13 protein-coding genes and 4 pseudogenes are annotated in these 23030 nt (G+C 70.2%); 8 read left to right on the top strand and 9 right to left on the bottom strand.

The window, feature by feature from the left end:
* Positions 1 to 244: 244 nt before the first annotated feature.
* The 5 genes and pseudogenes from KIV56_RS13090 to KIV56_RS13070 form a co-directional block, all read right to left on the bottom strand.
* A pseudogene (locus KIV56_RS13090) lies at positions 245 to 2342 on the bottom strand (acyl-CoA dehydrogenase).
* 225 nt (positions 2343 to 2567) lie between these two features.
* A pseudogene (recQ, locus tag KIV56_RS13085) lies at positions 2568 to 4626 on the bottom strand (DNA helicase RecQ).
* A gap of 146 nt (positions 4627 to 4772) precedes the next feature.
* Positions 4773 to 5402 carry a copper resistance CopC family protein gene (locus tag KIV56_RS13080; RefSeq protein WP_281533783.1) on the bottom strand — a complete coding sequence of 210 codons (630 nt, stop codon included), beginning with the start codon at positions 5400 to 5402 and terminating at the stop codon, positions 4773 to 4775.
* A gap of 9 nt (positions 5403 to 5411) precedes the next feature.
* Positions 5412 to 6128 carry a YcnI family copper-binding membrane protein gene (locus tag KIV56_RS13075; protein WP_281533782.1) on the bottom strand — a complete coding sequence of 239 codons (717 nt, stop codon included), beginning with the start codon at positions 6126 to 6128 and terminating at the stop codon, positions 5412 to 5414.
* A 100-nt stretch (positions 6129 to 6228) separates the two neighbouring features.
* Positions 6229 to 6942 (bottom strand): hypothetical protein, encoded by a 714-nt coding sequence (locus tag KIV56_RS13070; protein WP_281533781.1) that lies wholly within the window; start codon positions 6940 to 6942, stop codon positions 6229 to 6231.
* Positions 6943 to 7053: 111 nt separating this feature from the next.
* Between KIV56_RS13070 and KIV56_RS13065 the strand changes: the two genes are divergently transcribed.
* A complete protein-coding gene (locus tag KIV56_RS13065; RefSeq protein WP_281533780.1) occupies positions 7054 to 8022 on the top strand; it encodes an EamA family transporter in 969 nt (322 codons plus the stop codon).
* Positions 8023 to 8206: 184 nt separating this feature from the next.
* Here the strand turns inward: KIV56_RS13065 and KIV56_RS13060 are convergent.
* A pseudogene (locus KIV56_RS13060) lies at positions 8207 to 10464 on the bottom strand (DEAD/DEAH box helicase).
* 368 nt (positions 10465 to 10832) lie between these two features.
* Between KIV56_RS13060 and KIV56_RS13055 the strand changes: the two are divergent.
* The 3 genes from KIV56_RS13055 to KIV56_RS13045 all read left to right on the top strand — a co-directional run bounded on the left by KIV56_RS13055 (position 10833) and on the right by KIV56_RS13045 (position 13811).
* Positions 10833 to 11909, top strand: coding sequence for an FUSC family protein (locus tag KIV56_RS13055; protein ID WP_198413383.1), 1077 nt, complete (start codon positions 10833 to 10835; stop codon positions 11907 to 11909).
* Between the two features lie 115 nt (positions 11910 to 12024).
* Positions 12025 to 13257, top strand: a complete 1233-nt coding sequence (locus KIV56_RS13050) for a hypothetical protein (protein WP_281533779.1) — start codon at positions 12025 to 12027, stop codon at positions 13255 to 13257.
* 179 nt (positions 13258 to 13436) lie between these two features.
* Positions 13437 to 13811: a hypothetical protein gene (locus KIV56_RS13045; protein WP_281533778.1), complete on the top strand. Its 375-nt coding sequence runs from the start codon at positions 13437 to 13439 to the stop codon at positions 13809 to 13811.
* Between the two features lie 8 nt (positions 13812 to 13819).
* Here KIV56_RS13045 and KIV56_RS13040 read toward each other — a convergent pair whose 3' ends face one another.
* Positions 13820 to 14602: an IclR family transcriptional regulator gene (locus tag KIV56_RS13040; RefSeq protein ID WP_281533777.1), complete on the bottom strand. Its 783-nt coding sequence runs from the start codon at positions 14600 to 14602 to the stop codon at positions 13820 to 13822.
* A gap of 149 nt (positions 14603 to 14751) precedes the next feature.
* Between KIV56_RS13040 and hutH the strand changes: the two genes are divergently transcribed.
* The 4 genes and pseudogenes from hutH (at position 14752) to KIV56_RS13020 (ending at position 18635) form a co-directional block, all read left to right on the top strand.
* Positions 14752 to 16377 carry a histidine ammonia-lyase gene (hutH, locus tag KIV56_RS13035; RefSeq protein WP_281533776.1) on the top strand — a complete coding sequence of 542 codons (1626 nt, stop codon included), beginning with the start codon at positions 14752 to 14754 and terminating at the stop codon, positions 16375 to 16377.
* A gap of 290 nt (positions 16378 to 16667) precedes the next feature.
* Positions 16668 to 16856 (top strand): annotated as a pseudogene (locus KIV56_RS13030) (response regulator); the annotation flags it as partial.
* A gap of 54 nt (positions 16857 to 16910) precedes the next feature.
* Positions 16911 to 17171, top strand: coding sequence for a response regulator transcription factor (locus tag KIV56_RS13025; RefSeq protein WP_281536152.1), 261 nt, complete (start codon positions 16911 to 16913; stop codon positions 17169 to 17171).
* A 348-nt stretch (positions 17172 to 17519) separates the two neighbouring features.
* Positions 17520 to 18635 carry a sensor histidine kinase gene (locus KIV56_RS13020; protein WP_281533775.1) on the top strand — a complete coding sequence of 372 codons (1116 nt, stop codon included), beginning with the start codon at positions 17520 to 17522 and terminating at the stop codon, positions 18633 to 18635.
* A 1580-nt stretch (positions 18636 to 20215) separates the two neighbouring features.
* Here the strand turns inward: KIV56_RS13020 and KIV56_RS13015 are convergent.
* Together KIV56_RS13015 and KIV56_RS13010 are read right to left on the bottom strand one after the other, a co-directional pair.
* Positions 20216 to 21655: a multicopper oxidase family protein gene (locus tag KIV56_RS13015; protein ID WP_281533774.1), complete on the bottom strand. Its 1440-nt coding sequence runs from the start codon at positions 21653 to 21655 to the stop codon at positions 20216 to 20218.
* Positions 21656 to 21674: 19 nt separating this feature from the next.
* The gene (locus KIV56_RS13010) at positions 21675 to 22991 is read right to left on the bottom strand and encodes a multicopper oxidase domain-containing protein (protein ID WP_281533773.1); all 1317 of its coding nucleotides are present in this window, start codon (positions 22989 to 22991) and stop codon (positions 21675 to 21677) included.
* Positions 22992 to 23030: the final 39 nt, after the last annotated feature.

Here is a 23030-nt window from a genome sequence, read left to right as displayed (position 1 = left end):
GATGCTTACTGTCCGCACCGCGTAGTACCCCGGTACGACCCCGATTCGGATGCGTCCCGCCCGCTCGCCCGTGCCGCAGCATCCGCCGCCGCGCCGGTTTGCGCAAGCCGCACCCGAAACGGCGGGCGCGGCTTGCCGAAACCGGCGCGGGCGCCGGCACAAACGGGCGCGGCTTGCCGAAACCGGCGCGGGCACGAGACGGAACCGGCCCCGCATCCGCCGCCGCGCCGGTTTCGGCAGGCCGCTACTTCTTGCGCGGGGCCTTCTCGTCTGCCGGGGCGTCACCGGAGGCGCGCAGGGCGGTGTAGTAGTCGCGGGCCTCGTCCTGGCGTTCCTGCTCCGCCCCGGAGGCGATCTTCGCGCGCAGGTGCTCGGGGCTGTACCCGAAGGAGTCCACGAGGTCCAGGGCGAAGGGGCGGAGGCGGGCGATGATCCGGTCGATATACGCCGTGACCGACTGGGCGCGCTGGGCGGACAGGCGTCCGTTGATCAGGTACCAGGCGAGATGCTTCTCGACGAGCCCGAGCCCGAACAGGTCGCGCAGCCAGGTCAGGATCTGCTTGTTTCCGGCATCCGTGGTGTGCTCGACGGCGCGGGTGAAAGCCTCCCACTGCAGGAGGCTCGCCGTGCGCGCGGGCCGCCTCGATGAGTTCGTCCTGGTGCGAGTTGAACAGGTCGGCGGACTGCCGGGCCGAGAGCTTGCTCGCCGGGCGAAGCTTTCCGGCGATGTCGCGGATCATGGTCTCGACCCGGTCGGTGAGCAGTTCCCGCTGCACGTTGGTTTCGCGAAGCTGGCCCACCGAGCGCGCGGTCGAACCGAAGTCGGCGACGGCCTGGCCGAGGGTGCGGAGGCCGGTGTTGTGCAGGGCTCGGTCGGTGGCCTGCTGCACGACGTAGCGGGCGAGGACCCCGCTGCCGGCGTCGACGAACTTGCGGCTGAAGTCGGTGAGGAGCCGTTTGGCGACGAGCTGGAGCAGGACGGTGTTGTCGCCCTCGAAGGTCGCGTAGACGTCGAGGTCGGCGCGGAGTCCGACCAGGCGGTTCTCGGCGAGGAAGCCGGCGCCGCCGCAGGCCTCCCGGGCCTCCTGGATGGTGTCGAGGGCGGCCCAGCTGGACAGCGGCTTCAAGGCGGCGGCGAGGGTCTCGAGATTCTGGCGGTCGGCATCCGTGTCTGCGATGCCGCTGAAGACCTTGTCGAACGCGACCAGGAACTCGTCGTGGGCGAAGGTCTGCGCGTACGTCGTCGCGAGGCGCGGCAGCAGCCGGCGCTGGTGCCGCTGGTAGTCGAGGATGACCTGCTCGGCCTCACCGCCGGCCGTGAACTGGCGGCGCTGGCTGCCGTAGGTGACGGCGATCGTGAGGGCCATGGCGGATGCCTGGGTCGCGGCACCGTCGAGGGACACGCGGCCCTGCACGAGGGTGCCGAGCATCGTGAAGAACCGGCGGCCGGGGCTGGAAATTGCACTCGAGTACGTGCCGTCTTCGGCGACGTCGCCGTAGCGGTTGAGCAGGTTCTCACGGGGGATGCGGACGTGGTCGAAGGCGAGCCTGCCGTTGTCGATGCCGTTGAGGCCGCCCTTGAGGCCGTCGTCCTCGCCGCTGACGCCCGGCAGGAAGGCGCCGGTCTCGTCGCGGAGGGGCATCCAGAACGCGTGCACGCCGTGGTTCACGCCGCCCGTGATGAGCTGGGCGAAGAGCACGGCCGCGATGCCGTCGTTCGCGGCGTTGCCGAGGTAGTCCTTCCAGGCCGCGCGGAACGGGGTGTGCACCACGAATTCCTGGGTCTCCGGGTCGTAGGTCGCCGTGGTGGCGATGCTCGCGACGTCGGATCCGTGCCCGGTCTCGGTCATCGCGAAGACGCCGGGGGTGGCGAGGCTCATGATGCCGGGCAGGTAGGCGTCGTGGTGCTTGCGGGTGCCGAGGTGCATCACGGCGGAGCCGAAGAGGCCCCACTGCACGCCCGCCTTGATCTGCAGGCTCGGGTCTGCGGTGACGAGCTCTTCGAACCCCGCGATGTTTCCGCCGTGGTTGTCTTCGCCGCCGAGGTGCACCGGGAACGCGCGGTGCACGTGGCCCTCCAGAGCGAGCAGCTTCAGCTGCTCGAGCACGCGCAGGCGGTGCTCGGCCATCGACAGGCCGGGTACGCCCTGGAGTTCGGGGCGTGCGGTGAGCTTGCGGGCCTCGATCCGGATCTCCGGCCAGGTGCCGAGCAGCTGGCGGCTGAGCGCCGGGACGTTGATCGCGGGCATGGGGGTGAAGGTGCCGGTGGTGGTGGGCTTGGGGGCGGCCGGGGAGGGCGTCGCCGGTGTCGTGGGTGCGGAGCGCTGGGCAGTGTCAACCATCGTTGGTCCTTTGTTCTCGCTCGAACTCGAAATTTTCTACGCGGAAGTTTTGTAGAGGTGCGTTCTGGTAGGCAGAATTTTTCTACACACTAGGGCGGCTCGGCGAGGGCCGGAAATAGTGCATGACGAGGCTACAAAGGTGGGTGCCGCGTCCGGCATCCGTCTTGTAGCTTTCCACAGGGACCGTGCTCGAACGAGTGCCGTTAGGCACAAAAGCGAGTAATCCTAAGCGGATGCTGCCGCGACGACCTCGAGCACGCCTGCCCCGTAGGCCTCGAGTTTCTTGGCGCCGACGCCGGAGATGCCGTCGAGGTCGCCGATGCTGCCGGGGTTCGCGACGGCGATCGCGATCAGGGTCGCGTCGCCGAAGACGATGTACGCGGGGACGCCCTGCTCCTTGGAGACGCTCGAACGCCAGGCCCGGAGCGCCTGGAACAGCGCCTCCTGCTGCGGGGTGAGGTCGGCGGCGGCGGCCTTCGCGGCTCCCGTGCGGGCGGAGGAGGTGGACCGGGCGGCGCGCTCGGGTTCGCTGCGGAGTTCGACGGTGCGGTGGCCGCCGAGCACCTCGGTGGCGACCGGGGTGAGCACGAGCGTGCCGTATTCGCCGGAGGTGGAGAGGATGCCCTGGGCGAGCAGCTGGCGCACGACGCCGCGCCACTGCTGGTCGGAGAGGTCGGCGCCGATGCCCCAGGTCGCGAGCTGTTCGTGGTGGTGCTGGGTGGTGCGCGGTGTGGTCTTGCCGCGGAGGATGTCGACGATCTGGCCGGCGCCGAAGCGCTGGTTGCGCTCACGGAGCAGCCGCACGATGGTGGAGAGCAGCTTCTGAGCCGGCACGGTGCCGTCCCAGCCCACGGGCGGTTCGAGGCAGGTGTCGCAGTTGCCGCAGGGTTCGCTCGCCTGGCCGAAGTAGCGCAGCAGGTTTACTCTGCGGCAGTGCACGGTCTCGCAGAGCGCGAGCATGGCGTCGAGGTGGGCGGAGAGCTTGCGGCGGTGGGCGAGGTCGCCGGGCGACTCGTCGATCATGCGGCGCTGCTGCACGACGTCCTGCAGTCCGTAGGCGAGCCAGCCGGTCGAGGGCAGGCCGTCGCGGCCCGCGCGGCCGGTCTCCTGGTAGTAGCCCTCGACGGACTTGGGCAGGTCGATGTGGGCGACGAAGCGCACATCGGGCTTGTCGATGCCCATGCCGAACGCGATGGTCGCGACGATGATCACGCCCTCCTCGCGGAGGAACCGGGACTGGTTGCGGGCGCGCACCGCCTGGTCGAGGCCGGCGTGGTACGGCAGGGCGTTGAGGCCGTTGGCGCGCAGGAATTCGGCGGTCGCCTCGACGCTCTTGCGGCTGAGCGCGTAGACGATGCCGGCGTCGTGCGGGTGCTCCGTCTTGATGAAAGAGAGCAGCTGCTTGCGGGGTTCGGCCTTCGCGACGATCCGGTACTGGATGTTCGGACGGTCGAAGCTCGCGACGAAGTGACGCGCGCCCTCGAGTTGCAGGCGCTGCGTGAGCCTCCTGGTGGGTCGCATCCGTCGCTGTGGCCGTGAGGGCGATGCGCGGCACGTCGGGCCAGCGGTCGGCGAGTTCGGACAGGGCGAGGTAGTCGGGGCGGAAGTCGTGGCCCCACTGCGAAACACAGTGCGCCTCGTCGATCGCGAAGAGCGCGATGGTGCCGCGTTCGAGGAAGCGCTTGGTGGCCTCGGAGGAGAGCCGTTCGGGGGCGACGTAGAGCAGGTCGAGGTTGCCGGCGAGGTAGTCGCGTTCGACGCGGGAACGCTCGGCGGAATCCTGGCTGGAGTTGAGGAATTCGGCGCGGACACCGACAGCGGTGAGGGCGTCGACCTGGTCCTGCATGAGCGCGATCAGCGGGGAGATGACGATGCCGGTGCCCTCGCGCACGAGGGACGGGATCTGGTAGCAGAGGCTCTTGCCGCCGCCGGTGGGCATCAGCACGACGGCGTCGCCGCCCCCGATGACCTGGTCGATGATGGCGGCCTGCTCGCCGCGGAACGAGTCGTAGCCGAACACCGTGCGCAGCGCATCCGCTGCCGTCGCGAATTTCGCGGTGGCGCGGCGGGGCGGGGCGGATGCCTGCGCGAGCGACGTGCGAATGGGTCCGGATCCGCCTGCGCCGGCGCCCGGGCCGACTCGGGAGCCGTAGTCGGAGCTGTTTCCCTGGCCGTCGCCCGCTCCGTAGTCCGGGGGCGGCGGAGCGTCGTAGTCCTCCGGTGCATCGCGGTCGTCGGGCACCCACTCGTCCGGTTCACGGGGCAGTTCGGCAGTCCAACTCACCCAGCGAGTCTACCGGCGACCCCGGACACCCTCGCCGGCTTTCCCCACCCCGCCCGTCTCGCGAGAGTACGAAATGTGCCCCTTCCCGCAGCGGGAAGGGGCACTTTCTCCGCTCTCGCGGCCTGGGGTGGGGTTGGTGGGGTGGGTTAGGGGGTGGGGCGGCGGCGGGTGAGGAGGAGGGTTGCGGCCACCGCGAGGATGACGGCTAGTGCGGCGCCGCCGATCCAGAGCAGGTCGGTGGGGGCGACCGCGCTTTGCGCGGTGCCGGGGGTAGCGGATGCGTCGGCGGGGGTGGCGGCGGCGTCGGTGGGGGTGGCGGCGCCGCAGGTGGGGGCTGCGGCGAGGCCTTGCGCGAGCACCTGGCCGGCTGCGGGCTGCCACGTGAAGGTGTAGCTGCCCGATACCGGGTGGCCGTCGGTCGAGACGACCTGCCAGGTCACCGTGTACTCCCCCGGCTGGCCGAGCTGGGCCGTGGTCTCGAGCTTCGGGCCGAACAGGGTGACGCAGCCGTCGCCGTAGTAAAGAGGCGCGGAGGTCGGACCGCTGATCCGCATGGCGTTGCCGGATCCGGTGCCGTCGAGGTTCAGGAGGGTGTCGTTCGTGGTGATCGTGAAGCGGCCGGGCTGCTCGGTCACCACCGAGTTCTCCGCGGGCGCGTACCCCACCGGATAGTTGTGCGCGGACGCCGGGGCGGCGGAGAACCCGAGTGTCGCGGCAACCACGGCCGCGACGCCGAGGGCGCGCAGGGACCAGTCGCGGACGTGGTTGCTTCGCATGGTTCTCTCCTAAGCCGAGTGCTTGCGGCGGGCGGTGATCGCGAGCACGAGGCCGACGACTCCGACGACGAGGCCGCCGACACCGAGCACCCGGGCGAGCACGTCGGGGGCGGATGCCGCGGCATCCGTCGATTCGGAGCTCGCTTCGGCGGTGGTGTCGGTGTGGGCGGCGCCGTGCTCGTCGGAGGCGACGGCCGCGGTGACGGCGATCGACGGCGCCGGGTGCTCCGGCTCGGCCTCACCCGGGGCGGTGTGCGCGTCCCAGTTCGTCGAACCGGTGACGCAGGTCTGCACGACGGGGAACTCGAGGGTCGTGCCCGCGGCATCCGCCGGCAACATCAGGCTGAGGTCGAACGTCGTGCGCAGGCCGTCGGCCATCGGGGTGATCGCGGTGTAGACGACGGCGCCGATCCTGTGGGTGATCGAGGTGCCGTCCTCATCCGTCAGCGGGGTTGCGAGCGGGGTGGAGGTCTTCTCGACGGTCCAGTTCGGGTTGACCGTCGGCGTGACACTGACGACGCTCTCCGGGATGGCGATGCTGATGGAAGTCGTCGGCGAACCTGCGCAGCCGTGCGGGAGCGCGAAGCTCAGCACGGAGTACGACCCCGCGGCGGCCGAGGACGGGTCGATGTCGATGTGGGCGCTCGCGGAGAGCGGGGCGGCGAGCGCGAGAATGCCGCCGGCAAGCAGGGCGGATGCCGCGAGGGCGGTGGTCTTGAACGTCACTGTGGTTCCTTAGATGGTTGGCGGCACCGAACAACCGGGACATCGGGCTGAAGCGCACGCGACTGCCCCTGGTTCGGAGCGAAAAGCAAAACGGTCTGGTCTAGGCGAAACGCACGGTCGCCGGCGGACCGCGGTGACGCATCACAGACAGGAGCACCCCGAGGTCTCGGGGCAGGAAGACAAGCGCCGGCGCCGGGGCGCGGTGGGCGGTGCGAGCGCGGACCGGCAGGCTGCCGGCGACCAGGACCCTGCGGACGACAAGACGCGCGGCCGCGACGAGGATGCCGAGCGCACGTTCCCCGTGCCGGAGGGCGACGATCGTCGCGACGGCCGCCAGTGCGTGCGCGAGCACCATCAGGGCCGCGTCGAGCGGGGCCGTGGTCATGCCGGTCATGCCGGGCACGCCGGTCACCGGCAGCACGGCGTGGGTGCCGGGCAGGCCGGACACGCCGGACAGGCCGGGCGCGGCCGTCGCTCCCGACTGCACCGAGAGCAGGGCGGACCCGGCCGTGTGACTGTGGGCGGGCAGGGTGCCGGCCGGGGCATCCGTTCGCAGTGAACCGCCGGATGCTCCGAGGGAGAACAGGCCGTGGAAGATCAACTGGCTCGCGAGCACGGCTGTCGCGGTGCGCCAGAGCGAGGCAGTGCGGCCGGCGAGGCCGATGCAGACGATGCCGGCGAACGCGAGGGAGACGACGACGGGAAGGAGACCGGGGGCCGTCCCGCCGCCGAGGGTGTGCGAGAGCGCCGCGACGAAGGTCGCGAAACCCGCGATATACCAGCCGCGGGCGAACCGTGCCCAGCGTGCGGTCATCGTTCCTCCTCCGGCTGTGTCGCTCCCACCATACCTGTGCCGGAATCGCCGTCGGCGCGAGCGATGTGTGGGCCTGAGCCTGGGCGCGCGACTCGCATAGGCTGGACGCCTATGCTCACCGCCCTCGTCGGACTCGCCGGCGCCCTCATCTATGGGAGCGCCGACTTTCTCGGCGGCCTCGCGGCCAAGAGGCTCAGTGCGGTCCTCGTGACCGCGGTCGCCGCGAGCTCCGGCCTGCTGGTCCTGCTCCTTGCCCTGCCGTTCGTCGGCGGTGTCTGGTCGCCGACCGCCGTTCTCTGGGGCGCGCTCTCCGGGGTGACCGGTGCGATCGCGATCTCCCTCCTGTACGCGTGCCTCGCGATCGGTCCGATGAGCATCCTCTCGCCCCTGACCGCCGTGGTCTCGGCGATCGTGCCGATGACCGCCGGCCTCGTCGGCGGCGAACGGCTCGCCCCGGTCGGATACGCCGCCCTCGGCCTCGCGCTCGTCGCGGTCGTGCTCGTCGGCTTCGTGCCGGAGAAGGGTGCGGTTCGACCGACGACGCTCGGGGTGCTGATGGCGATCGGGTCCGGGATCATGATCGGCGCGTTCCTGATCCTGATCGACCTGACGCCCGACGACAGCGGACTCGTGCCGCTCGTGCTCAACCGGGCAGTCAACGCCGCGATCATGTTCTCGAGCGTCGGCGTGCTCGCGTTCGTCGCCGCGCACCGGCGGCGGGTGCTCGCCGGGGTCGGCGTTCCGGACGTTGCCGCCACCGGTTCCGGGGCGACGGATGCCGCTGCTCGCGCGGCAGACGCCGCCGCGGTCCCTGCCCGCACCGGGAGGCGCAGCCGGTCCACCCTCACGATCGGCCTGACGCTCGCCGCGGTCTGCGGTCTCGTCGACGTCGCGGCGAACCTGCTGCTGCTCATCGGGATCCGGATCGGGGACCTCAGCGTGATCAGTGTGCTGACCGCGATGTACCCGGCCGGGACGATCCTGCTCGCTGCGGTCGTGCTCAAGGAACGGATCGCACCCGTGCAGTGGGTCGGCCTCGGTCTCGCGCTCGCGGCGGCCGCGCTGCTCGCACTCGCCTGACCCGCGGCATCCGCACCGCGCGCCCGCGGCGCCCTGCCCCCGCCCCCTGCCCACCGTGAGGTGTCGCGAATCGAGGTTCATCCGCGCCGGGAACCTCGATGTGCGACACCTCAGCGGGGAAGGGCGGGGTTAACGGCCGCAGGGCACCCACCGGATGGTGGGTGCCCTGCGGGTGGTGCGGGTGTTACAGGCCGGCGAGCTCGCGCACGGCGGCATCGCCGGGGGCGGCGTTCATGAAGCTGGCTTCGATGTCGGCGCGCTCGAGGAGCCTCGTCCATGCGACGGCGACGCTGCTTCGGGATCAGCGTGACGACGGTGCCGGACTTGCCGGCGCGGCCCGTACGACCGGAGCGGTGCAGGTACGTCTTGTACTCGTCGGGTGCGTCGGCCTGGATGACCAGGTCGATGTCGTCCACGTGGATGCCGCGGGCTGCGACATCCGTTGCCACGAGCACGTTGACGCGACCGCTGGTCAGCATCTGCAGGTTGCGGGTCCGGCGGGCCTGGTTCAGGTCGCCGTGCAGGCTCGTCGCCTTCACGCCGGCGTCTTCGAGCCTGCTCGGCGAGCTGCTCGGCGTACGCACGGGTGCGGGAGAAGATCAGCGTCTTGCCCTGGCGGTCGACGAGCTGGCCGATGATGGCGCTCTTGTCGCGGTGCTCGATGACGAGGACCTTGTGGTCGATCGTGGAGGAGGCCTGGTCTTCACCGGCGACCTCGTGGACGGCCGGGTTCGTCAGGAACTCCTTGACGAGCGAGGCGACGCCCTTGTCGAGGGTTGCCGAGAAGAGCAGCTTCTGGCCGCCCTTCTTGGTCTGGCGCAGGATGCGCTGCACGGGCTCGAGGAAGCCCAGGTCGCACATGTAGTCCGCCTCGTCGAGGACGGTGACGACGACCTCGCTGAGGTCGAGACGACCCTGTTCGATGAGGTCCTCGATGCGGCCGGCGGTGCCGATGATGATGTCCACGCCGCGCTGGAGGGCGCTCACCTGGCGGTACTGCGGAACTCCGCCGTAGATCTGGGTGGTGAAGAGGCCGACGCTGCGGGCGATGGGCTGCACGGTGCGGTCGATCTGCAGGGCGAGCTCGCGGGTCGGGGCCAGGATGAGCGCGCGGGGCTTGCGGGCCATCTTGCGGTCCTTGGCGCCGTTGTTCTCCATCAGCTTCTCCACGAGGGGAGCACCGAAGGCGATCGTCTTGCCGGAGCCGGTCTTGCCACGGCCGAGCACGTCGCGCCCGGCGAGCACGTCCGGGATGGTCGCGGCCTGGATCGGGAACGGGCTGGCGGCACCGAGGGCGCCGAGTTCGCGGACGATGTTCTCGCCCAGGCCCAGGTCGCCGAAGGTGACGCCGACAACTTCGGCGGCCGTCGTCGCGATGGCTTCGAGGCGCTCGAGGACGACGTCATCACCGGCGGCGAAGTGCGCCTTGGTGTCGCGGCTCGGGTAGAAGTTGCTGGAGTGGCCGCCGTCGTCGTGCGCAGAACGGTTGCTGCGGTCGGAGTGCGAACGGTCGGGGCGGTCGCCGTAGGACGGACGGTCGGAACGCTCGGTGCGAGCCGGGCGGTCGGTGCGGTCGCCGTAGGAGGGGCGCTCGGTGCGGGCGGGGCGGTCGCCGTAAGACGGACGGTCGGAGTGCGAACGCTCGGGACGGTCGCCGTACGAGGGACGCTCGGTACGGGCCGGACGGTCGCCGTAGGACGGACGCTCGGTACGGGCCGGACGATCACCGTAGGACGGACGGTCGTTGTTGTAGGCCGGACGGTCCGTGCGGGGACGGTCGCTGTTGTACGCGGGACGGTCATTGCTGCGGGCCGGACGGTCGCCGTAGGACGGGCGGTCGTTGTTGTACGCCGGACGGTCCGTGCGGGGACGGTCGCTGTTGTACGCGGGACGGTCATTGCTGCGGGCCGGACGGTCGCCGTAAGACGGGCGGTCCTTGTTGTAGGCCGGACGGTCGGTGCGCGGGGCGCGGTCGCCGTAGGACGGACGGTCGTTGTTGTACGACGGACGGTCGGTGCGGGGACGGTCGCTGTTGTAGGACGGACGCTCCGAGCGGGCGTTGTACGTCGGGCGTTCGGTGTTGCTGTGCGTCGGGCGGTCGGTGCGCGAGGCGCCGTTGTACGACGGGCGGTCGCTGTTGTACGACGGGCGGTCGTTGCCGCGGGCGGCCCGGTCGCCGTAGGCGGGACGGTCATTGCTGCGGGCCGGACGGTCTCCGTAGGCGGGACGGTCGTTGGCGGGGCGTCCCGCGGCGCGGTCGGCGCGTTCGCCGGCGTTCCAGCGGGCCTTCTTGGGGGCGCCCGCATCGGCCTGGTAGCCGCGGTGGCCCGGGCTCTTGCTGCCGTTGTTGGATCCTCCGCGGGAGGGTCCGCCCTTGGCGGCGTACTTCGGGTCGAAGTTCTTGTTGGATCGGCTGACAGCCGGGTTGTTGCTCGTAGGCATAGAAAATTCCTGGGTTGTATTGGGTACATGGCAGAACAACGACGCACATGCATCGCAACCTGAGAACCCGGGCAGTCTATGGCCGGGGCCGTTCACATACAGTGATTTTTCACCAGCGGATTACTGGGAAACCGGCCCATCCTGACTTACAAACCCATCCGCGCATACAAATTCACACGGTGTCAAGAGCCGACCTGACAACGTTACCGGATAGAGCCTGAAAAGTCACGGACCAGTTTCAGGCCCTGGCGGGTTCGGTCGGATTCACCGGCAGAAGAACCGGTTCGGGCGGTACCGTGGCGTAACAGGAGGGGACGGAGATGACGAGATCGGGCGTACGGCGGACCGTGCGGCACGCGCCCCGGTGGGTGGGATCGCAGCTGACCGCGGCTCGGCTGCTGGCCGCGGCGAAGGCCGCCCTCGCCGTTGCGATCGCGTGGACGGTCGCCGGATACCTGCCGGGGGTCGCAAACGAGTACCCCTATTACGCGCCGCTCGGAGCGCTCGTCAGCATGTACCCGACGCTGATGAGTTCGGTTCGGAACTCACTGCAGACCCTCGGCGGCCTTTTCGTCGCGATCGTGCTCGCGGGTGCGGTGTTGCTCGTGAGCGGTCCGAACGTGCTGACCATATCTCTGGCCGTCGGTGTGGGCGCGCTCGTCGCCGCGACAGGGGTGTTCGGCGCGAACCGGGAGTACATCCCGGTGACGGCCCTGTTCGTGCTCATCATCGGGGGACCGAATGCGGACGGGTACTCGATCGGTTACCTCGAGCAGGTGTCCCTGGGCATCGTGATCGGCCTTGCCGTGAACCTCCTGATCCTGCCGCCCCTGACCCTCGACGCGGTCGGCCGCCAGTTGTCGCACTACCGCGGCAGGCTCGCCGGCCACCTCTCCGACCTGGCCGAGGCCCTCACCGAGAACTGGCCGCCCGAACGCGACGACTGGGCGAGCCGCGGCGACGAACTCATCAGACTCGTGCGTGACGTTCACGATGCCCTGTTCCACGCGGAAGACAGCCGCAAGGGCAACCCTCGGGCCCGCATCCACCGGCGCGACCTGGCCAGTGACCGGGACGACCTGGCCGCGCTCGAGACCGTCACGTTCCACGTGCGCGACCTCACCGATGTGCTCGCCGGGGTCGCCTGGGGGGCTCCGATAGCCCTCGAACTGCATCCAGAGCTCAGGCCGCCACTCGCCCGCGCCCTGCTCGCGGTCGCAGCAGTGCTGACCGAGTGGGAGTCCGGCCGGGACGGAGACGCCGTCCTGACCGACTCTGGCGCATTCGAGACGGCCGAGACCGCCGTGGCCCAGCTGACGGCCGAGTTGGACACCCGGCACGACGCCACTCCCGCGACGGCGATGGGCGCCGCGACCGCGATCTCGCTGGACCTGACCCGGATCCTCGCCGCCCTCCGCCCTCGACTGGCCCGGACCGCGACCTGATGCGGGCCGTTGCGGCGGATGCCCGGACCCGGCCTCCCGATGCCACCGCGCGGGAATCCGGCCGGGACAGTCCAAGGACCGCGAACTACACTCGGTAGACGGCGGGCGGAGACAGGTGCGATCACGAGTGAGGGCATGGAGCGTGATGGCGGCCGTCATCGCGCTGCTCGGTGCGTCCGTGACCGTCGCCATTCCCGCGCAGGCCGACGACTATCCGAGCTGGGCCGACGTCGAAGCGGCCCGCGCCTCCACCGCGGCGACCGAGGCGGAGGTGTCCCGGATCGGGACCCTGCTGACGGGACTCGAAACCCAGGCCGCGACGCTCGGTGACGCGGCGATCACCGCGAGCGCGGCATCCGCCACCGCCGACACTGAGTCACGCGCGGCCGCCTCGCACGCCGCGGTCCTCACGAGCCGGCTCGCGAGCGCCACCGAGACGGCCAGGACAGCGGATGTCCAGCTCGGGCTCCTGGGAGCCCAGCTCTACCGCTCCGGGGCGAGCGACGCCGTCGCCACCCTGCTTCTGGTTCCCGGGGAGGCGAGCGACCTCTTGGCGGCCCTCAGCACCTCGACCCGGCTGAGCGAACTGACCTCCGGCATCCGCGACCGGGCGCTCGCGCAGCGCAACCTCGTGCAGAGCCTCGAGGAGCAGGCAGCGGTGGCGTCGACGGAACGCGACCGCCTCGCAGTCGAGGCGAAGGATCGCGCGGCGACCGCGGCGGAGGCCCAGCGCGCCGCCGACGCGCAACTCGCCGAGCAGCGGACGCGCTCGGACGTGCTCGACGCCCAGCTCGCGAGCCTGAAGAACACGACGGCCGAGACGGAGCGCTCCTACCGGGCCGGCGTCGCCGCGGCAGCGGCGTACCAGAAGCAGCAGGAAGAGGCAGCTGCGGCGGCCGCGGCGAGTGCGGCGGCCCGGGCGGCTGCGGCAGCGGCATCGGCAGCGGCCGCTCAACCGGCGGCCGGCGGGTCGAGCGGATCCTCCGGTTCCGGCTCCTCAGGCGCGGGCCCGACCACGGCTCCCCCGTCCGCAACCGTGTCGTCTCCGGCGGCAGCTCGGGCGTATGCGGCCGGCGCGGTCAGCGCGCGCGGCTGGGGCGGCAACGAGTACACCTGCCTGGTGTCGCTCTGGAACAAGGAGTCCGGCTGGCGGGCCGACGCCTACAACGCGAGCTCGGGGGCGTACGGCATCCCCCAGTCGCTGCCGGGAAGCAAGATGGCGTCCGCCGGCTCCGACTGGCGCACGAACGCCGCGACCCAGGTCGACTGGGGCCTCGGCTACATCGCCGCCGTCTACGGAACGCCCTGCGGCGCCTGGGCGCACTCGGTGAGCGTCGGCTGGTACTGAGCCGGGCATCCGCTGCGCTGCCGGGCTCCCGGGAGTTGCCGATGCGGGCACCTGGTGCCCGCGCACCGGCGACAGTCGTCGGCAGCGGCCACAGTTGTGATCGCTGCGCCCGGGGGTGGATGGGTCGCGCGAGAATGTAGGCAGGTCGCCCGTCCGCGGCGACCGGAGTGGAGCCCCGCATGACTGAATCCGAGCTCGTCAACCTGTGGATCAAGACCCGCTGGCACGTCATCGTGTCCCAGGTCGCCCCGACCTTCCTGCTCACGGCACTGGTGGGCTTCCTGGCCCTGGGCCTGGCCGGAACCGCGCCGAGCGTACGGGTCGCGGCGGCCGGCGTGCTGCTGGCCTCCGGCATCCTCGGCGCACTGGTTCAGATCAACGCCGCCAATGAGGCCCTCGCCGTGATCGCCGACCTCCGAGCCGGGGGAAGCACGTCAGCCGTGACCCTGCGCATCCTGTCCGCGGCACCGTGGGTGAACGTGGTGCGGTTCGTGACACCGGCCGTGTTCGTCGTCGTCTACGTCGCCCTGCTGATCGCCCTCTTCGCCCGCTGACGCGGACGTCACAGACGGCCGTGAATGCGGCGGGAGAGCTCGGTGGCTGTGCCGGTGAGTTCGGCGGCGAGCGCGGGCCACAGGTCTTCGGCGATCCGCTCGCGGGGGAAGGTCACGGCGATCCCGGCGGCGGGCCAGCCGGTGTGGTCCCGCACGGCGACGGCGACGGATGCCATCCCCGGCGTGATCTCGCCGTCCTCGCGGGCGAAGCCGTCGGCACGCACCCTCGTCAGCAGGGCCCGCAGTTCGGACGAGCCTGCGCGGTCCCTGCCCCGGGCCCTCCCCTGCCTCCGTTCGAAGGCTCCCTTGTCCGGGTACAGCGCGCGCAGCTGGGCCGCGGGCAGCGCGGCGAGAAGTGCGCGCCCGCTCGCGGTGAGGTGGCTCGGGAGGCGGACGCCGACATCCGTGACGAGGGAGGGCCGCCGGGGAGCGCGCTCCTCGACGAGGTAGACCACGTCCCGGCCGTGCAGCACGACGAGGTGCGCGCTCTCTCCGAGCCGGTCGACGAGCTGGGCGACGAGGGGACGACCGAGGTGGGACAGCGGCTGCTGCCGGGAGAACCCGGTGCTGAGCTCGAAGGCGGCCACGCCGAGCCCGTAACGGCGCTCCTCGGGCAGGTGCACGACGAAGCCCTGCTCGACGAGTACGGCGAGCAACTGGTAGACCGTCGAACGCGGCAGGTCGAGGGCGGTCGCGATCGCGCTCGCCCGGGCCGGACCGCGCTGCGCGGCGAGGTGCGAGAGCAGCCGCAGGGTGCTCCGCGCGGCCGGGACCTTGGGGGTGATCGCCATGCCGATGCCTCCCTGCGGTTTCGCTCCGAGCCGGATCTCGTCCCGCCGAAGCCGTTCCGGGTACGGCCTGTTCGCGAGATGTCCGGTATCCCGGACAGTTTCGAGTGTATCCGTGTCCCGGGCGACCGCGCAGGGTGTGCAATCGAAACATGAGCCACATCGAAGCACCCGTCACCGCGAGCACCGACCCGACCGCAGCATCCGCCGCAACGCCCGACGCCGCAACGCCCGACGCCGCCGCGACGGTCACCGTCGGAGCCGGCGCCGTCTCGTTCGCCGACCTCGTCGCCGTCGCCCGCCAGGACGCGCGCATCGTGCTCGACCCGGCCGCGCTCACCGGCGTCGCGGCGACCCGCGCGATCATCGACGGCCTCGCGAGCGACGTGCATCCGCACTACGGCATCTCGACCGGCTTCGGCGCACTCGCGTCGACGTTCATCGAGAGCGACCGCCGCGCCCAGCTGCAGGCGAGCCTGGTGCGCTCTCACGCCGCCGGCAGCGGCCCCGAGGTCGAACGGGAGGTCGTGCGCGCCCTCATGCTGCTGCGGCTCTCGACCCTGATGACCGGACGCACCGGAGTGCGCCCCACGACCGCGGCGGCCTATGCGGCCGTGCTCAACGCCGGCATCACCCCGGTCGTGCACGAATACGGCTCGCTCGGCTGTTCAGGCGACCTTGCCCCACTCGCCCACTGCGCCCTCGCTGTGATGGGCGAGGGCAGGGTGCGCGACGCCGGCGGCACGCTGATGGGCGGCGCCGAGGCCCTCGCCGCGGCCGGAATCACCCCGGTCGTGCTCGCCGAGAAGGAGGGCCTCGCCCTGATCAACGGCACCGACGGGATGCTCGGCATGCTCGTCCTGGCCCTCACCGACCTGAAGCGCCTCCTCACGACCGCCGATATCGCCGCGGCGATGAGCGTCGAAGCCCTGCTCGGCACGGATGCGACCTTCGCCGCAGACCTGCAGGCGCTGCGGCCCCAGCTCGGCCAGGCCGCGAGCGCCGCCAACCTCCGCGCGATGCTCGCCGGCTCCCCCCTGCTCGCCTTCCACGCCGGCCCGGAGGACCCCACCGTCCAGGACGCCTACTCGCTGCGCTGCTCCCCGCAGGTGCACGGCGCTGCCCGCGACACGGCAGACCACGCCGCCCTCATCGCCGGGCGCGAGCTCGCGAGCGCCGTCGACAACCCCGTGGTCACCCTCGACGGCCGGGTGATGTCCAACGGCAACTTCCACGGAGCACCGGTCGGCTACGTGCTCGACTTCCTCGCGATCGCCGCCGCGGACGTCGCGAGCATGAGCGAGCGCCGCACCGACCGCCACCTCGACGCGCACCGTAACAAGGGCCTGCCGCCGTTCCTCGCCCACGAGGTCGGCGTCGACTCCGGCCTGATGATCGCCCAGTACACCGCCGCCGGGATCGTCTCCGAGCTCAAGCGGCTCGCCGTTCCGGCCTCGGTCGACTCGATCCCCTCCTCCGCGATGCAGGAGGACCACGTCTCGATGGGCTGGGCCGCCGCCCGCAAGCTCCGCCGCTCGATCGACGGCCTCGAGCGGGTGCTCGCGATCGAGATCATGACCGCCGCCCGCTCGCTCGACCTGCGCACGCCCCTGCAGCCGGGAGCGGCGACCGGCGCCGTGCGCGACCTGGTCCGCACCGTCGCCGAAGGTCCGGGACACGACCGCTTCCTCTCCCCCGAGATCGAAGCCGTCGTGCAGATCGTCGCGACGGGCGCGGTCGCGGATGCCGCGGCATCCGTCACGGGCCCCCTCGCCTGACACCGGCGTGCTCGTCTGACACCGGGTTCGTCCCGAACGGGGGTATCTCGGCGCATGGACGAACCGGCCCGCTGAGGCCATGATGATGACCTCATCATGCGGGAAGCCTGGTTCCCGACAGGGCAGCGACCGACCCGGGGGAACAATGATTCGCATCCTGCTCGCAGACGACCACACCACGTTCACCGAGTTGCTCGCGGGTGCGCTCAACCGGGAACCGGACTTCTGCACCGTCGGAACGGCCCCGAGCGCGCGTCGAGCAGTGGAATTGAGTCGGGAGGCTCCGTCCGGATGTCATCGTCCTCGACTACCACCTGACGGACGGCAGCGGACTCACCGCCGTCGCACTCATCCTCGCCCAGCGGCCCTCGACCCGGATCGTGATGCTCACCGGCGATCCCACCCCCGAGGTGGTCGAGCAGGCGGCGGCGCTCGGCGTGTGCGCCTTCCTCCCGAAGGATGGGTCCCTCGCCGGACTCGTCGACACCATCCGCCATGCCCGGGTCGGCTCCTTCTCGGTACATCCCTCCCTCATGGTTCAGCTCAGCACCCAACGGCAAACCCGGATCACGGAACAGCCGTCAGCGTCACTCACCCGTCGCGAGCTCGAGGTACTCGCCCTCATGGCCGAGGGTACCGAGGTGCGGGTCAACGCCCAGATCCTCGGAATCTCCGAAAACACCTGCCGCGGCTATGTGAAGTCGATCCTCGCGAAGCTGGACGCGCACTCCCAGCTTCAGGCCGTGGTCAACGCGACGAAACTGGGCCTCCTGGAGGTGCAGGAGCGTGTGTAGTCCAACGTGCGGCGATGGCTGAGCTCCCTCATCGCCGGGACGCCGGCGACAAGGACGCCGGAGACCGGGACGGTGGCAACAGGCGCTGGCTCCGCGACCGGGGTGGGAGACATGACCGCGCCTGGGTCCGCAACCGGGGATGGGTCCACAACCGAGGATGGGCCCGCACCACCGGAGAGACCGCGGATACTTCGGAGGTTCGCAGCGCCGTCCTGCGTTTCCTCGCCATCGGCGTGATCACCCTGGGCGCCGTCCTGATTCCGGTGTACTTATGGATCCACGGCCAGGCCGAGCAGCGCGCCCCTCACCGAAGCCATCCTGCGCACCCATCAACTCGCCGATGTCACAGTGGGCCCGCTCCTGGATGATGCCGTCCGGGCCGGAGACGCATCGGCGATCAGTCGGGTGGATGCCGGGCTCAGGCCGTGGATGGCAGACGGCTCCCTGGTGCGGGTCAAGGTCTGGAGCGGCGACGGGAAGATCCTGTATTCGGACAGCGCGGACCTGATCGGCGACACCTATCCCCTCCCGGCGTGGAGCCCCGACCTTCTCGCCGGGGGGCGGGAACACGCCTGGCTCGGCCAGCCCATCGGCCTCGACACCGTGAACGAAGCGGCGGCAGGCGATCTGGTCGAGATCAACGTCCGGGCAACGGATGCCGCGGGATGGCCGGTCATCTTCGAGGCGTATTTTGACGATGAGGCCGTTCAGAACGCCCAGTCCCGGCTCATGCTGGACGTGCTCCCGGTGCTCGTGGTCTCGCTTGTCCTGCTGCAGCTGGCGCAGCTCCTTCCGGCGATCGGACTTGCCCGCCGGATCCAGGCCGGACAGACGTCACGCAGGCGCCTGGTGCAACATGCCATCGTCGCGTCCGACTTCGAACGAATGAGAATCGCCCGGGAACTCCACGACGAAGTGATCCAGGACCTCGCCGGCCTGTCGTACGCCCTCGAGGCGGAGGAGAGGCAGGGTACGAATGAGCGCCGCGCACTCACCGGGCAGGCCCGCGGGATCCTCCTGCGCAACCTGCGTACCCTGCGCGCCATCACCACCGAACTCTATCCGCCGGACCTGGAGCGGCTCGGCTTGAACGAGGCGCTCCGGCGCCTGCTCGAGCACGTCGCCGCAACGGGCATCGACGTCCACTGCGAGCTGTCGCCGGATGTCCCGTCCGATAAGGACCGGCTGGCGGTGCTGTACCGCGTCGCCCGGGAGGCCCTCGCCAATGTCGTCAAGCATTCCCGGGCCTCCGCCGTCGACCTCGTCCTGACGGGGGACGCGGTGACGACGAGCCTGTCGATCCGGGACAACGGTCGTGGCTTCGACCCGGCGGCGGCGGCTCCCGGCGGGCACCTCGGCCTGCGCATCATGCGCGACACCGTGCAGATGACCGACGGTTCCCTCTCCATCACCTCCGGCGTCGGGGAGGGCACCACCGTCGTGGTGCGGATTCGTCGGGCCTGAGCCCCACAGTGCACCGCCGGCCTCGCGACTACGGGATGTCGAAGGCGTCCAGGTCCTGGTTGGCGGTGGTGAGGCCGTGGGCGGTGCCGTCGAAGTAGACCGACCAGGTGCCCGCGTTGTAGTAGATGACGTCCTCGTCCTGGACCGCGCCCAGAACCGGCACCGTCGTCGTGTCGGCGCTGAAGGAGAGGTAGAAGTGGGTGTCATCCACTCGCACGAATCCGTCCACGTTCGCAGCGGCCGGCAGGCTGTACGGCGCGGCGCTCGCGTCGATCACCCGGCTGAACGCTGTCCCGTTCCAGCTGTACACGTCGGCATCATCGGCGGTACCGCCCACGCCGGGCGGGTTCGAGTTACCCAGGGTGGAAAAGTACAGGGTGGAACCGACGACGCTGATCGCGTCAAGGTCCAGACTGTTGTTGCCGCCCAGGCCGTGCGCACTGCCCGCGAAGTAGAGCGACCAGGAGGTGCCGTTGAAGAAGACGACGTCCTCGTCCTGCACGATGCCAATCCCGGGCACGGTCACCTGGTCCGTGAATGACACGTAGAACTGGGTCGGACTGACCCGGTCGAACCCGTCAACGTTCGCACTGCCCGGCAGGTTGAACGGCGCGACACTCGCGTCGATCACCCGGCTGAACGCCGTACCACTCCAGGAATAGATGTCCGCGTCATCGGCCGTGCCGGCCACACCGGCCGGGTTCGAGTTCCCCAGCGTGGAGAACGACAGTGCCGCCTGCACCTGGAGCACCGCCGACGCGGTCACACTCCAGTTCCCGGCAGCATCCCGCACCCGCACCGTCAACGTCCGGGGGCCCTCACTGAACCCCCGCGCATCGATCGTCGACGACACGGTCCACGGGCCCGTCCCGGTGACCGTCATCGCCGTCCCATTGCCGGCACCCGGATCCGCACCCGAGAACCACTCGGCACGCGTGACCGCCGTCCCGGCATCCGACGCCTGCGCCGTCAGAACCACCGAAGCGGCACCCCCGGACGGGTTCGGTGACACCGCGACCGCGCTCACCGCAGGCTTGACCTTGTCGATCACCAGAGTCGACGTCGCCACCGCACCCCAGTTACCCGCCGCATCCTTCGCATGCACCGAGATGACATGGCTCCCATCCGAGAGTTGGGCGACGGTCGCCAGTGGGATCTCGAAGTAGCCGGCCTCGGAGGCGCTGTTGTATGCGGAGTCCGTGGCTCTGACCACGATGCCGGAGCCATTTGCGGTGACTGTGTCGATGAAGGCCTCTGCCGAGCTGATGGTGCTGCTGACGGTGGCGGAGATCGGATCGGCCATGGTCGCCACGGTCACCCGGATGGCTGAAGGGCTGCCGTTGAACCCAAGCGTGCCGTTGTTGGGTGTCGGCGCGACCGTGACGCCCGAGGTGGTTGGCGCGGTCTTGTCGACCACCAGGTTGATGGTGACCGGCGCGCCCCAGTTGCCTGCTGCGTCCTGGCTGTGGATCGACAGGACGTGGGTGCCTTCGGCGAGCGCATTCACGGTCGCCGCGGGGACGGTGGCGTCCAGGCTGGCCGTCGGTGCGGCAACGTTGACGGCCATCACCGATCCCGACTCAGTGGCCCCGACGGCGTCGATGAAGTACTCGGCCCCGGTGATGTTCGACCCGCCGGTGGCGGTGTCGTCCCCGGTGGCGTGCACGGCGATGACCGCAGCCCCCGCCCCGTTCGTGAGGCTGGGAGCCAGTGACGGGGACTTCGTGGTCGGTCCGGTGGCGTCGCCGCCGGTGACCAGCACGGAGCCTGAAGAACCCCCGGTTACCGACGGAGTCCTGGCCTCGAACGTAGACGATGTGCTGACCGGAAGGAATGGACGCCGAAGCCGTGACGTTCACGCTGCCGGCACCGCTGCCCGTCATCGGGAGGCCCGTGCCGGTCACGGTGTCGATGAAGTACTCGGCCCCCGCGACGCTGGATCCACCGGTGGTGGTGTCAGTGACGGTGGCGCTCAGGGTGCCTGCCGCAAACGCGACAGCGCTCGTGACCGGTCCGCTGGTGTCCGGCCCCACCACACCGCTCGGGGGGACCGTGACGAAGGTGAGCATCCCGCCGGCACCGGCCACATTGCTGTTATGCAGGAGCAGGCTGCCGTCGTAGATCGGCAACCGGTTCACCGCGGCAGTCGCCGCAGGGGTCGTGACGATGGCGTCTGCCGTCTGGCCGGGACCGAAGGTCTCCGCAATGTAGTGACGTGAGTACTTCAGCGGACTGCCGCCCAGGGCGATGACCTTCTGCTCGGCGCCCAGTGATGCCAGCGAGTGGTACAGGCTGCCCGCATTGACATAACGAAGCAGGACTTTGTCGCCCGCGGCCGCCGCCGGGATCGGGTCGGTGTTCGGGTAGGCCTTCCCGTTGATCAGTGAGTACCGGGGAGCGTACTTGCGCATGTCGAAGGCCGCCGGGCTGGCGGCGTTGTTGAGTGCCGGGTCGATCTCGCTGAGGACCAGGACCGCCTCGTCGTCAAATGCGGTGGTCGCGTCGTACGCCTGACCCGGTGTCGCGGGACGGACGATCAGCGCGCCATACAGACCCATCGCTACCTGGTGCTGACCATTCGGAACCAGGCCGGCCTCATAGAGGTACGTGCCCGGACGGCTGGCCGTGAAGGTGTACGTGGTGGTCGCCCCGGGTGCGGCTCCGGTTCGGTCCGGGACCATTTGCTGTCCCTGGAAGAGCAGGGCGGTGTTCTCCGGCAGCTGGTTGTGCAGCGTGACCGTGACGGTCTCGCCGGCGTTGACGCACAGTGTCGGCCCGCCGGGCTGGGTCACTCCGGCGCCGGCGGTGGTGCTGTAACCCCAGACGGTCACGGCCTGGGTTCCCAGGGTCGTGGATCCCGAGGCCGCGTACAGGTCGCCAGGCGCGGTGCAGGCCACGCTCGCGGCCTGTGCCGCCGTTGCCGGCGCGAGGAGGGCTACCAGCACGGCCAGCCCTCCCCCCGCCAGCAGCCCGGTCGCGAGAGCGGAGACCGTCTTCTTCATGCTCTTCTGGTGAGACATCGTTCTGCACCCTTCCTGGTCAACCGCAGTTGTTGGGCTTCGGCGGGTCGATCCGCATGTACGTGATCGGTCCGGTCATGTTCGTGCCCCACGACGTGATCTGGAACAGGGCGTGGTTGTGGGAGATGATGTAGTACTCGCCGCACTGGTTCACGCTCTGGATGCCGGGCGGCAGGGCCTCCTTGGTGCCGAGGTAGGGACTTCCGCTGTAGAAGACGCCGATCGATTGGTCGGCCAGCGACGGCACCGTCACAGGCACCGGGTTGGACGGGGAGTAATTCTCGGCGTCGTACCACTTGAAGATCACGTCCCAGGTCTGCCCAGGGCCGATGTTGATGGCGAACTTCTCGAAGGAGAGGTCCTCCCCCGTCGGGCCCTCCAGCGGGTGGCCATCCCGGGCCACGACGAGTCCGTTGTTGCCGTGCGGGTGGAACGGATAGTCTTCGGTGCCCACGTTCAGATAGCGGGCCATCCCGGGTTGGTCCACCGGGACTGCCGCGCGGTCGAATTCACCGACCTGCGCGAGGGCGCCGTATGGCTGTGCGGGCAGCCAGCTGGCCCCGTTGTCTGCGATGCTGTCCGGGTAGCCGCGCCCGTTGATCAGCCAGTAGCGCGGGTGGTAGTTGTTCATGTTGAAGGTCTTGCCGTTCTCGACCGCCTGGTGCTGGTACGGGTCGATCTCGCTCAGGAGCACCATGAATTCCTCGGCGGGATTGAACCGGCTGTCCGCGCGGTTGTTGGCGTACTCGCTCGCGACCGAGCCGGCCGCTCCACCCGATGGAACCGCTGACGGACGAACGATCAAGGCGCCGAACAGGCCCATCCGGACCTGCTTCTCGGGGTTGGAACCCGACTCGTACACGAAGGTGCCCGGATTGGCGGCCACGAAGCTGTATGTGATGGTCCCCCCTCCGGCAGCGGCCGTGCTGGTCAGCGAGGTGATCGCGCCTGACCCTGCGGACTCCGGTTGGGCCGGAACCCCGTTGGCCAGGACGTTCGTCTGGCCCGGAAAGACGATCGAGGCGGCCTCCGACAGGGTGTTTCGCAAGATCACGGTGACCGTGTCGCCAGCATTGACGCACAGCACCGGACCCGGGTGTTGGAACGCGCCGAACCCGCTCGAGTACCCCCACATGAACGCGGTGTTACCGTCGGGCAGGTTGATGTACCCGGTCTTGGTGGTCAGGTTGAAGATCGGGCTGGTGGCACCTCCCCCGACCCCCGCCGTGCAGGCGATACCGACCCGCGGTGGGGTCACGGCGATCGCCGGCTGGGTGAGCGTGACCATCGTGGCCCCGACCAGGGTCAAGGCGAGCAGCAGCGCCGCCCGGCGCATACCGCGAGCGCGACCCTTGACATGCGACACGGCATTCCC

It is taken from the genome of Cryobacterium breve (assembly GCF_027594785.1).
Taxonomy (GTDB): domain Bacteria; phylum Actinomycetota; class Actinomycetes; order Actinomycetales; family Microbacteriaceae; genus Cryobacterium; species Cryobacterium breve_A.
Note: the sequence above shows the minus strand (reverse complement) of the source record. Positions and strands in the feature narration are given on the sequence as shown.